9 protein-coding genes are annotated in these 11937 nt (G+C 59.7%); 3 read left to right on the plus strand and 6 right to left on the minus strand.

The genetic code is table 11. The annotated features are described in order from the left end of the window. The first annotated feature begins 48 nt into the window (after window positions 1-48). A complete protein-coding gene (locus tag H2O17_RS01355) occupies window positions 49-4767 on the plus strand; it encodes a hypothetical protein (protein WP_182049996.1) in 4719 nt (1572 codons plus the stop codon). Next, on the plus strand, window positions 4757-5032 hold the full coding sequence (locus H2O17_RS01360; protein ID WP_182049997.1) for a hypothetical protein: 276 nt from the start codon (window positions 4757-4759) through the stop codon (window positions 5030-5032). The genes H2O17_RS01355 and H2O17_RS01360 overlap by 11 nt, the downstream gene beginning before the upstream one ends. A 23-nt stretch (window positions 5033-5055) precedes the next feature. Here the strand turns inward: H2O17_RS01360 and mscL are convergent, their stop codons facing one another. From mscL to H2O17_RS01390, 6 genes are all read right to left on the minus strand, one after another. Beyond that, on the minus strand, window positions 5056-5457 hold the full coding sequence (gene mscL / locus H2O17_RS01365) for a large conductance mechanosensitive channel protein MscL (RefSeq protein ID WP_182049998.1): 402 nt from the start codon (window positions 5455-5457) through the stop codon (window positions 5056-5058). 109 nt (window positions 5458-5566) lie between these two features. Beyond that, window positions 5567-6205 (minus strand): SAF domain-containing protein, encoded by a 639-nt coding sequence (locus H2O17_RS01370; protein WP_182049999.1) that lies wholly within the window; start codon window positions 6203-6205, stop codon window positions 5567-5569. 241 nt (window positions 6206-6446) lie between these two features. Next, a complete protein-coding gene (locus H2O17_RS01375) occupies window positions 6447-8285 on the minus strand; it encodes an amidase family protein (protein ID WP_182050000.1) in 1839 nt (612 codons plus the stop codon). Beyond that, window positions 8282-9040 (minus strand): cohesin domain-containing protein, encoded by a 759-nt coding sequence (locus tag H2O17_RS01380; RefSeq protein ID WP_182050001.1) that lies wholly within the window; start codon window positions 9038-9040, stop codon window positions 8282-8284. The genes H2O17_RS01375 and H2O17_RS01380 overlap by 4 nt, the downstream gene beginning before the upstream one ends. 263 nt (window positions 9041-9303) lie before the next feature. Next, the gene (locus H2O17_RS01385; protein WP_182050002.1) at window positions 9304-9651 is read right to left on the minus strand and encodes an FmdB family zinc ribbon protein; all 348 of its coding nucleotides are present in this window, start codon (window positions 9649-9651) and stop codon (window positions 9304-9306) included. Between the two features lie 277 nt (window positions 9652-9928). Beyond that, window positions 9929-10558, minus strand: coding sequence for a 5-formyltetrahydrofolate cyclo-ligase (locus H2O17_RS01390; RefSeq protein ID WP_182050003.1), 630 nt, complete (start codon window positions 10556-10558; stop codon window positions 9929-9931). Between the two features lie 136 nt (window positions 10559-10694). On the opposite strand from H2O17_RS01390, the gene H2O17_RS01395 reads away from it, so the two are divergent. After that, a complete protein-coding gene (locus tag H2O17_RS01395; RefSeq protein ID WP_182050004.1) occupies window positions 10695-11909 on the plus strand; it encodes a molybdopterin molybdotransferase MoeA in 1215 nt (404 codons plus the stop codon). Window positions 11910-11937 lie beyond the last annotated feature (28 nt).

Here is an 11937-nt window from a genome sequence, read left to right on the forward strand (position 1 = left end):
TCGGCGCGCTAAGTAACATTAGACGGCTTAGGCCGATACGGTGGGATTGTGACTCCATTCTTTAAGCGCAATCGTGACCGCCGTGAGACGCCACAACCGGCGTCCACTGAGGTAGTTCAGTCCGCGCCATCGGCCTCATCAGCCGAGGTCGCGCGCGCGGAGGAACCAGCTCAGGCCGCCGTACATCAGCCTTCGCAAGGTGCCGCTTTTGCAGCACCTTCAAACACTCCATCACGGCAGGTACTCGTCCAAGCCGCATACGCGACGTGGCGCGACGAGCTTGCCCGGGTTGCTGAGGATGCATCGCGTCCATTCAGCTCTGTGGATTCCTCCGTGGTGGATCTTTCTTCGCCGCATCCCACTGGGAGTGCCCAACTGTATTCGGGCATGCCAACTCTCCTTTCTTCTCTCGTCCGCGAAGAGAGTGCGCTCAAGGTGGCGCGCATGAGGCTTGCAACCCTCAAACACAGAATCGCTACGCTCTCGGAGCAATACGGATACGCGCCGGTCACGCTGGCCACAGCAGAACTGACGTGGACTGAACTGCCGGATGAGCCCACACCCAACGCCTCTGCAGCGCCGTCAGGTTCTGCTAGCGCTGCCAATGCCGGTGCTAACGCCGCATTCTCAGCTTCTTCTCCTTCAACGCCCGCTGAAACACGCGCCTTTTCTCAGGAGTCCGAATGGGAGCCTGACTCCTTGACGGATCACGAGGATTTCCCCTCTGCAGACTCATGGATGCACACAACGGTCACTTCGCCGGAGAATCCAAGTTCCGGCTACGGTTCAGTGACTGTGGCACACAGCCCTCAGGATGGTGACGAGGTTTCTCCAGACGCCGTGGCCACGCAACCGTCAGAGACCGCGAAGCCGGAACCGTCAGACGCCGCCCCGCAAACCTCAGATTCCGCACCTGAGCAAGATGGCGGAGCGCCAGCAGACCAGCCTTTTAGGCCGCTGGCACCTCCTACAGTCATGGTGGAACCTGCGCTGCTCCGTACAGTACGGCTGGAGCCTTACGGGGAAGACGATGCCTACATCACCCTCACAGCCAAGTGCGAGGTAAACCCGGTAGTGCTTCGCGCTCTGCGTAGCCATGGCATCAGCGCAGATGCCATTTCGGGACTTCGTACTTTGGCGGCTGACCCAGCGTCTGAGGATGAAGCGCTCGCTTCTATCCGCGAACTTGGCCGCGCATACCTGCCAGGTTTCACGTATGAAGTGCGAATGCTGCTGGGCAGTTTTGTCCATCCAGGGCAGGTCTTGCTCTCCGATCTGGAAGCGATGAAGCCGTATATCGAGGCTTCAGGCATCATGTCAGCTTTGGCAGGGGACGAAGCCACTCGAAAGCTCTCTGCTGCGCCAGTCCCGCCCGCTGATGCGAGCGACCGCGCCCCCGAAGGTGAACGCGGTGCCGGGGACCGGGACGTCGCTGAACTTGCTACGATCGACGCCGTCGCGTCCGGGCGCTCACTTGTTATAGACGCACCTCCCGGATCTGAGCGCGTGGAGACTCTGGCATCGATCATCGCGGATGCCACCGCCTCGGGCCGGTCAGTTCTCTACATTCCGGGCCGGGCTTCTTCTCGCCGAGCTCTGATCGATTCGATGGACACTTTGGGCCTTTCGGATCTCACACTGGACTTTTCGAATCTCGACGACGTCGCCATGCGGTTGCGTACGGGACTCCGGCTCCGAGGCGACAAGCCGGACAACGATCCGGTGCTTAACGCTAGAGCGGAACTTGTCAATGCCCGCAAAGGACTTGGCGAGTACATCGATGAACTACACAAGGTTGATCCGGTGTGGGGAGAGTCCGTTTATACGCTGTTGCAGCGTCTGGCTTCGCTGACGGTGGGTCACGATGCTCCCAAGAGCCAAGTGCGTCTGGACAGGGCAGCTACCGTCGCGCTCGCGCAGAGTTTCGACGACGAGCGCCGAAACCTCGCCGAGGCCGCCGAACTGGGGATGCTCACTCCGGGTAGCCCGGATGCAGCGTGGGCTGGTGCCCGAATTCGCAGCGAGGAGGAGGGGCAGGTCGCATTGCGCCGCGCCGGTCGCCTCGCAAATGAGACAGTCCCGGTGCTCATGGCGCAGTCTCAGCGAGTGGCTGGCGAAACCGGTTTGACGCGTGCCACAAATTTCTCGATGTGGCTTGAGCAAATCAACATGCTCGAAGGGCTTTCCACCACACTCGACGTGTTTGTGCCCAAGATTTACGAGCGCAGTGCCGCTGACATGGTGATAGCTACTGCTACGCGCGAATGGCGTGAGAAGCATGGCGAGGATATGAAGGGCTCCGAGCGGCGCAGGCTGACCAAGCAGGCCAAGGATCTGGTGCGGCCCGGCGCTCAAGTAGCTAATCTTCATGAGGAACTTGTCAAGGTTCAGCGCCAGCGCGAGGTGTGGCGGCGTTATTCGAATGAAGGCGGATGGCCACGGCTGCCTGATGGCATGTCACAGATCAAGGCGACTGCTGGCGAAGCTGTTTCTGAGATCCGGGCCCTCGAGGAGATTTTGCCTGCGGGCGCCCGGCTGGTGGACAAGCCGTTCGAGGACCTTATCGGACAGCTGCGAGTCTTGGCCGCGGGTTCGAGTGCAATGGCCACGGTTCCTCGCCGCAACGAACTGCTTTCTCATTTCAAGGAAGCTGGCCTCGATGGTTTGGTCGAGGATCTGACCAAACGGTCTGTTTCGATTGGTCAGATTGATGCGGAACTTGAGTTGGTGTACGCCTCCTCAATTTTCGAACAGCTGGTGCGTGATTCTAGGGCGCTCGCGGAGATTGGACCTGGGGATCTCACGCGGCTGAGCACTCAGCTACGTGAGCTGGATAAACGCCACACCAAGAGTCTGGTTGGTCCTGTGCGTAGGGCCGCAATCCGGATCATGCGTGAGACGATCTCAAAGCGCCGGGACGAGACCATGAAGCTGGATCGCCAGCTTGAGCGCTATTCAACTGGCGCGCTGCGCGATGCGATTGCTGCTCACCCACGCTTAGTCCAAGTGGCCCGCCCCGCGTGGGTGGTTCCTTCAATGATGGTTGCGGAGTTTATTCCGCCGATGCCGTGGGCCGACCTCGTGATCGTGGACGAGATGGATTCGGCAAGCTGCGCCTCTGCGGTGCCGATGTTGATGCGTGGACGCCAGATAGTGGTGATGGGTGATCTGCGCCGCGCAGATGAGAACTCTGCTGTGGCTCAGTTTGCCAAGGTGCTTCCGGTTTGCGAGCTTCCCACCTTGCGTGCCAAGTATGACGAGCTTGCCTCGCAGACCCTGCGCGAACAGGGATATGCGGACGTACTCAAGATGGTTCCTGCCGTTCCGCACAACGATCACGCGCGCCTTGTAGTAGTGAATGGCCGTGGAGTCCCCTCTCCAGCCACAGGCACAGTGGAGGGAGTACAGGCTGAAGTTGATGCGGTTATCGACGCCGTGGTCAACCACACGCTGGTCCAGCCAGAGCTGTCTTTGGCGGTGGTGTGCGTGTCGGAGGTCCATGCGGGCCGCGTGCGCGAGGCGATCAAGGAAACCGTAGCGAAGTCATCCGTGTTGGGTGCCCTGACGATTACGGACGTACGTGAGCCGTTCACCGTCGTCGATATTACGCAGTGTGCTGGCCTGCGGCGAGATTCGATCATACTTTCTGTTGGGTACGGAAAGACCGTGCATGGCAGGGTTCTGCATTCGTTTGGTTCACTGGCGACGCCTGCTGGTGTGACGGGCCTTGTGGAGGCGGTGGGAGCTGCTCGCGAAGAGTTGACGATCATTTCCTCGATAGGTCCCGGCGAGATCGGGATGGACAACGTGACCACGCCGGGTCCTCGCCTGTTGGCGAAGCTCATCGACCGTGCTGGCGGCCAGAATGTGCTTCTCGAGGCGAAGCCATTGGGCGGGCCTACGCAACCATTGATCCGTGACCTTGCCAGCAAGCTGAAGGCAAAGGGTTGGTCGGTCGCCTTCAATTACGGATACGCGGATGGAGTGACCATCCCTCTTGCGGTTGGGGATACGTCCCTGCAGGGTACGTGGCGTGTCGCCGTTGTGTACGACGACGAGGCATACGTGGCCGAGCGTTCTCAGCGGCGGCGTGATCGCTACTGGGCTGAACGGTTAGAGGCCCGGGGCTGGACGGTGTTCCAGACATTCTCGACGTCGCTGTTCATTGACCTTGAGGGGCAGACGCGCGCTATATCTGCGATTCTCGAACATATGCGTGAATCGGTACGAAGTGCTGGGGCTGCTGCCCTTGCGCCACTTGAGGTCCCCCATTTGGATGAGGAGTGGTCGGCGCCTTCTGCGAATGATGTTCCTGAAGCTGTAGTAACGCCGGAGGCGGCTTCCGAGAATCCGGTGAAGCCAGACAGTGTGGCGATCCCACGTTCTTCGCGGCCGAACATCACTCCGGGGCTGCCCTTGGCTGCTTACTCGGATGACCAATTAGATGAGATCGTTCGGTGGATTTCGTCGGATGCTATTCCGCGTTCGGAAGAGGAGCTTGTTGCTGCCATGCGGGATGAGTTGGATTTGCACCGCCGTGGTGTGCAGATTGATGCTGTGCTCCGCAACGTGGTATTGCGCTCCGGGCTGACCAAGCAGAGCACAGGTGAAGCGATTTCGCATACTGATACTGCAACGCAGGGTATTGAGGCGCTCAACGAGCGTTTGACTGGCCAGTTCCCGCGCATTGAACTTGAGGATAGCCCTCAGCTTCCTCGGGATGATTCGCCTCTAGGCGGTGCGGATTCGGCAGCGCATGATGAGTGAGAACTCGAGTGAGCGCCCGGCTGATGGTGTACCTGAGGCAGCTCCTCGCGGACGGCGGCACGGGCGCGCCGCCGTCCGGCTCTCCCGAGTGGATCGGGAGAGGTTGGAGCGTGGTGAGATCTCAACGTCTGAGGAGGCTTTGCACCTCAACGATGCAGGCCAGGCCACTTCTGCGGCCCACGAGGTGAAACCTGCCGTTGAGGCCAAGGATGCCAACGAGCGGCGGCTGCTCGGGGAGCGGCCGCCGCATTTTGGAAAGCTGTAACCTCGCGTTTCGAATGGGGTTGCTCAGTAATCGCGCGATCCTGTGGCCAAGAGGTCGCGAATCTCGGTGAGAAGCTCAACGTCTGAGGGGAGCGGTTCCGGATCAGGTTCAATTGCTGCCTTGGCCTCTTGACGTTCCCGAAGCATGTTCATGGGCATGACGATTGCGAAATAGAGTGCCGCGGCAACGAGTAGGAAGTTGACGAGTGCCGTAAGGACGAATCCTGGTTCGATCCGCGCATCGTTGAGTGTGATAGTCCAAATACCATCGAAATCGGGCTTTCCAGCAAGTCCCGCGATGAAAGGCATGAGTACCTTTTCGGTGAGTGCTGTGACGATTGGTGTGAACGCACCGCCGATAATGATGCCAACGGCCATGTCTACAACGTTGCCACGTGTGATGAAATCTTTGAATCCCTGCAACATAGGCTTATTCCTTTCCATGGGGTAGCACTCGCGGACCGTCGCGTGCGTGTTGTTTGGTGCCATTCGATTGTGTGAGGCATTCGGATGCACATGCGACGGAGCGAGTTCGTCAGGCTGTCCGATGCAGAACAATGCGCATAGCAGTTGCTGAATCGTAGCCAAGCACTACACTAGCGACATTTGTGGGAATCGAGACGAACAGGACCACGGTGGAGCTGGATTCTGACATGAAGCCACCTTCGGTTGCCTGAGCTCCCACGCCCACAACCACGGCAGTTTCAGCGACAAGGACGGCGTTTGCGGTTTCAGAGAACTCCTCCGCTGGAGCATAGAGGGACACTGTACTGCCCGGCTGAGCGAGCGATTCAGTGCCGTCGGCTTGGACAGTCACCGAGACGATGACGTGGCCAGCTGGCGCTGAATCAAGGAAGTCCGACGAGAGCAACATCGAGCGAGGCAGTGGAAGCCCCTCTGGTATGGAAGCAACTAGCACCTGCCCTACGCCTTCCTCTATCTGGGAAAGGTAGCCTTCCGGAAGCAGCGCGGTATCCACTGCCACGGTGTGTAGATCTTCCGTGGTGAGAGTAGAACCTGCCTTCAGGGGACCTGCTGACACAACGACGTTTGTGCGCTGTGGTTGGAGACCTGAGATGGTCTGCACAATCGTGCCCACGAGTGCCAGGACGGTGATGCCGAGGAGCAAGAAGCGCATGCGCCACAGCATGGCGCGGATCCGGACAATGTTCATGTGCCAAAAGTAGGTTGTGTGCCAGTGGTGGGTTAGGCGGATGCGTCACGTTGTGGATCAGTGTGCGATTTCCGGTCCTTGGGGAAACCGCCAAGCCCCAAGCATCCCACCCAGCCCTGCGGCGTCCACCCAGCCCTGCGGCGTCCACCCAGCACGTAGGCGCACACAACGGAGGGCTTCTCCGGCGGCCAGAACCACCGGAGAAGCCCTCCGTCCTCTATGCGTATCAGCTATCCATGTGTCAGCCGAGTGCCGGGTACAGAGCCGGACTTGTGCGGTACTCAGTGGCCTGCTCGAAATCGTAAGCAAGGCCAAGGATGCCCGCCTCGTCGAAATCGCGGCCCAGGAACTCAATGTTGACGCCCACTGTGGATCCACCTTGCCCAGCGCCGGTGCTTCCCATCGGCAGAGTAACCGCTGGCATGCCAGTGTTGGGACTAAGGCGCATGTTGGTGCCTATGGTCGAGTAAGCCGCGGTGCTCGGGTAGATGAGGGCATCGAGATTGTTGTCATCCATCATCTGCGTGACGAGCGCCTTTCCCGTGGCGAGCTGAGTGGTATGCGTTCCTGTGGCGCCCGCCCACGCCTGATAGGTCTGCTCTGTGACGTTGTCGCGCTGCACATATATGCTCCGCCGCGACGTGACGTAGTTGCCGCCAGCAAGGATGTCCTGAATCGAGCGCTGGGTGACGGACGCGGCGAGGTGGTTCTCAACGTACTCGTTTAGATCGTGCTTAAATTCGTTCGTCGAACCCGATCCTTCGGCGAGCACCGCGCTGAAGCCGGCCGGTGGGGTGATCAGAACGACCTCCGCACCTTGCTCCTCGAGAGTGGCTTTTGCCTCTTCGAACAGCGCTGCGGTTGCGCTATTGGATCCGACCATTGATGCGACGTATCCGATGCGGGCACCTTCCAAAGCGGTATCTGTCAGTTCCGACGTGTATGAGTCGGGGACAAGTCCCGCTTGTCGCGACGTCACGGGGTCTGCCGAATCGATGCCGACGACGGCGTCGAGCGCCACGGCCGTATCCACGACAGAGCGTGCCATGGGGCCACCTGTGTCTTGTGAAAGAGCGAGTGGGATGATGCCATCGCGGCTGGTTAGGCCAACAGTTGGACGAACGCCGACGAGCTGGTTGTACGACGACGGTACGCGGATTGACCCGCCTGTGTCGGTTCCGAAGCCAAGACCAGCAAGGTTAGCTGAGACGGCTGCGCCGGTTCCGCCTGAGGATCCGCCGGCGGTGTTCGCCGTGTTGTATGGCGAGGCAACCAGCAAGGTGGAACCGGGAGTCTGGAACGAAGAGAACTCCGAGACGAACCCGTATGCGAACTCGTCGAGTGACGCCTTTGCGAGCACTACGGCGCCGGCGTCGCGAAGTCCCGCGACCATCGTGGCATCCGTGGTGGTCTGGTTATCTCTCCAGCAGCCACAGCCACCCGTGGTGACCATGTCGGCCGTATCGTAGTTGTCCTTCAGGACGATTGGTACGCCCAGCAGCATGTTTGTCATGCCGTATGTGGCGCGTTCGGCGTCGGCGGCAGCGGCAGCCTGCAGAGCCACATCGCTTACGGTGATGATCGAGTTGAGCGGGCGTGTTCCACCAGCTACCACGGTGCGGTCATACGCATTGATGCGGTCTATGTAGTCCTGCGTGAGTTCCACAGAGGTGATGACTCCAGCATTCATTGCGGCTTGCATATCGATCGTGGAGGCTTCGATCAGCTCGAACGGTCCGTCGTCGTAAATCATCCGCTGAGACAAACTGGCAAGATCAGCGATTGTGATGACGTTGTCGCCATCTGTATCAATAACGGAGACAGCAGACCATCCGGCGTCGCTCGACGTGGTGCCTAGAGATGATCCCGCGATGTCGAGGTCAGCGGTAGTGACTTGGTCATCCCCGGTGAGGTCGAGCTGCGTGTAATACGGCGCGAGGATGGCCGCAGTGGTTGCTTCGGTGGTAGTTGCGGCTGCCACGGGAGCGATGCCCGCCGTTATTGCTGCAATTACGGCGATCGTGGCAGCGGAGGCCAGTGCTCGCTTTGGGGCGATAGGGGAGTGCACAGGTGTGGTCATTGCACAGCCTCCTTCTTGTTACGGATGATCAGGAATGCACCAAGCGCGATGAGTGGCACCGCGATGAGGAACGGAATCACGTTGCCACCTGTGGAGGGTAACGAGCCGGTCTCAGGATCGCTGCTTAGAGCGGTGTCTGTGCTAGCTGATTGCGTAGGTGTGGGAGTGGATGTTGCTGGCGATGTTGACGCCGATGGTGACGGTGAGGATGTTGTGGGCGACGGCGTTGGAGCAGCTGTCAGCGCGATTTCGGCACTGGTTGGCTCCACGAGTGCCGTGGACTCGCCGGCCGAATCGAGGAAGCTGGCGTCTTCCAGAGTGATGGCGGTGGCACCTCCATCAAGTACGGTCATCGTGAAGGTGACGAGCATCTGCTCGCCGTCGAGGCCTGGAGATGTACCGAGCCGGGTGTGTGCGAAGGTGAGAGTGTCTGTGCCTTCGATGGCCGTATCATGGCCGCCTTCTGGGAACGCGGCTGAGTCCGCGTCATAGCTCAACAGGTCCGGATCGTAGCTGACGGTCAACTCGTAGGCATACAGATCGGTTGCAGAATCCACCGGGACTGTGACGGTAATAGTGTCACCTTCGTCTGCGGTCGATGGTGCGCTTATGCTGATTGAATCGACGTTATCGGCAGATGCCGCTGGCGCGAGCACCATGGAGGTGCCGAGCATCGCGATTGCGGCCGCAGCTATGGCAGCGGCAACGTCACGCGGGCGCCGGCGCGCTCCAGGCTGGTTTTCGGACAAGCTCATGTGAACCTCTCTGGAAAGGGGTGGTCAGCAGGCACTTCACTCAGAAGCGTGCTGACCTACTCGTGGGTAACCGGACCGTAGCAATACCGTGTTTCATTCGTGTTTCGGACGGTTAATGTCCACGTAAACGGGTTCACTATGAGGTTTTGAGTGTGGTGACAATCCGCTAAGTCACAAGGAGCTGGGTGTCCATTCCAGATGGCGAGCGTTCAGTCCACATGACGGAATGAACGCTTGGGGGTCAAAGAGCTCTTCAGAGGTGGTCAGTTGACCTTCGCTGGGGTGCGGCCCGGTGCGCTCGTTGCGGCCTTCGTTTCCGGTGCGGATGCGGGAGTGCTCGCCGGGGTAGAGGATTCGCCCGTGGATTCTGTACTAGATGCTTCGGCCGATTCGTTCGTGTGGCTCACATGCGCCTGCATGGACGAATTGTCCTTTGACTTCGAATCGTTGTGGTAGAAGCCGGAGCCCTTGAACACAATGCCTACGGAGTTGATGATCTTTCGCAGTTCGCCGCCGCAGTTTTCGCATACCTTCAGCGGTTCGTCCATCATCGATTGACGGACATCGAACTCCACACCGCACATCGTGCAGCGATAGCTGTATGTTGGCACGCTCCGACCTTCCGTTAGCACTCATTTTTACCGAGTGCCAATTTACTCTGTCTGGCGCGCACCTATCCAGACCTCACAGCGCGATGCTTGCAGAATCACACCCGACAAGCGGCCCCCGGGGAGCCTCAGAGCGCGCCAGCTTGTTCAGTACGGGCCAGCAAACTACGCACCCGCCGGCCCGTTCAGCACCCGCCGGCCCGTTCTGCACCCGCCGGCCCGTTCAGTACCCGCCGACCCGTTCAGCACCCGCCAGCAAACTACGTACGCGCCGACGTACTTATCGTTCGCCTGCCTTGGTCACGCCCCAACGATCCGGCAGTATAACGAAGGGCACCAGACGATCCATTTCATCCTGTGGGAGTTGCGTATCCACATACTCCTCCGGGTAGACCATCGCTCCCACTCGCGTAGAAGGACTTATCTGCTTGAGGACCCTGTCATACCACCCGCCGCCTTGGCCTACCCTGTGACCATCGTGGTCTAGTAGTAGGGCTGGAATAACCAACGCGTCGACGTCGACGAGGATATCCGCGCTGACCGCATCGCCGCTAGGTTCGGGTGGACGCCCTGGAGCACCAACGCGTAGGTCATCCAGGCCGGCGTACCACGCCCATTCGCGGGCTAGGCCCGGACCCAGTTTTGGAAGAAGTACTTTGCGGCCAGACTGTGCGAGTGCCTCACACAGTGGCCCTGTTGGAGGTTCATCGTTGACTGAAACGTAGCAAGCCACGACTTCTGCGGCGCCAACAAAGTCCAAAGCGGTGTTGACCCACTTTTCGCCCAACTGCTCACGTTCAAACGCAGGACGGCGCGACCTATGGGATCGCGCTCTTGATCTGAGGGCCTGTTTGGCATCTTCGACATCCAGACCGGTGACATCTGGAAGTGTCACCATATGTGTTCTCATGCCTTCATTCTTTCATGGCGGATGGGTGGTGTCAGGGGAGAGAGTGACATTCCGCTGGACGTGAACCGGGCCGACGTTGGGATCAATGGCCCGGCATCGGTACGCTTGGTACTGCGCGTTATGGGGAAGGACCTATATGAAGACGGTTGCCGAACATCTGGCTGAATGCCTTGAACTGGCAACCCCGTTGCCTCCATTTGAGGCGGTGTTGCAGGACGCAGTGGGATGTATTCTCGCCGACGACGTCCGTGCCACAGTCAATGTTCCCTTCGCGGACTTGGCCGCTTGCGATGGATACGCAGTGCTTTCCAGCGAAACGAATGGCGCTAGGCCGCGCCATCCGGTGGACTTGCGGGTCATTGATGAAGTCTTCGCCAGCTCGTTTGACACGCCTCCACACGTGGAGGGTTCCGCCGTACGGATTGCCTCCGGTTCAAAAATGCCCGGTGGCGCCGACGCCGTCGTACCCCTCACGTCCACAAACCAAGGCGTAGCTGAAGTAGAGATCCGCCACGAAGTTGGTGCGGGTGCCAACGTGCGTGGGTTCGCCCAGGACATGGGTGCAGGCGACATCGTGGCAACAAAGGGGACACGCGTATCAGCTCGGACGATCGCAGTTGTGGCCGCCGCTGGGCGTGATCGTGTACTGGTGCGGCCAGCGCCGCGTGTGGTGGTCATGAGTATTGGTGACGAACTCGTAGAGCCGGGTCAGCCACTTTCTCCAGGCAAGACGTATGACGCGAACTCCCACGCCCTGACAGCGGCAGCAAAGAACGCGGGGGCAATGGTGTATCGCGTGCCAGCAGTGTCTGATCACAAGCAGGAGTTACGCGACGCGATTGAGGATCAACTGGTCCGCGCCGACGTCATCATCACTACCGGTGGCCTCTCCTACGGCGGCGGTGACACAGTCAAGGAAGTTCTTTCACCTCTTGGGTCTGTGCGCTTCGACAATGTGGCGATGACCCCAGGACGTCAGATTGGGCTCGGAACCGTTGGCGACGGCGCGATCATCTTCTGTTTGCCCGGAGAACCCGTGGCTGCGCTCATTGCCTTCGAAGTGTTCGTTCGGCCTGCGTTACGCAACATGGCTGGATACGCATCCGTCGAATCGCGGACCATTTTGGCAAGAGCCTCCAGGTTGATGGAGTCCTCGGCGGAGGAGCGTGAGTTCGTGCGCGTGCGCGTGCACGGAGACCCAAACGCAGGCTATGCCTGCGATCCGGTGGCAGACGGCGGCCAACCACTTCTCACCGGATTGGGCGGAGCCAACGGGCTTGCGATCATTCCTGAAGGGGCCGCAGTTGTGGCCGAAGGTGAGCACCTGGAATGCATCATCTTCAACGGGTAAGGCGCGGCGCCGCTAACACTGGATGTAG

Origin of the sequence: Changpingibacter yushuensis, assembly GCF_014041995.1 — a bacterium.
In the GTDB taxonomy this organism is placed as follows: Bacteria; Actinomycetota; Actinomycetes; order Actinomycetales; family Actinomycetaceae; genus Changpingibacter; species Changpingibacter yushuensis.

Excerpts from the sequence above, each read along its gene's own strand:
- H2O17_RS01360 (WP_182049997.1), top strand. The coding sequence starts at position 4,757 with ATGATGAGTGAGAACTCGAGTGAGCGCCCGGCTGATGGTGTACCTGAG.
- H2O17_RS01395 (WP_182050004.1), top strand. The coding sequence starts at position 10,695 with ATGAAGACGGTTGCCGAACATCTGGCTGAATGCCTTGAACTGGCAACC.
- mscL (WP_182049998.1), bottom strand. The coding sequence starts at position 5,457 with ATGTTGCAGGGATTCAAAGATTTCATCACACGTGGCAACGTTGTAGAC.
- H2O17_RS01370 (WP_182049999.1), bottom strand. The coding sequence starts at position 6,205 with ATGAACATTGTCCGGATCCGCGCCATGCTGTGGCGCATGCGCTTCTTG.
- H2O17_RS01390 (WP_182050003.1), bottom strand. The coding sequence starts at position 10,558 with ATGAGAACACATATGGTGACACTTCCAGATGTCACCGGTCTGGATGTC.
- H2O17_RS01380 (WP_182050001.1), bottom strand. The coding sequence starts at position 9,040 with ATGAGCTTGTCCGAAAACCAGCCTGGAGCGCGCCGGCGCCCGCGTGAC.
- H2O17_RS01375 (WP_182050000.1), bottom strand. The coding sequence starts at position 8,285 with ATGACCACACCTGTGCACTCCCCTATCGCCCCAAAGCGAGCACTGGCC.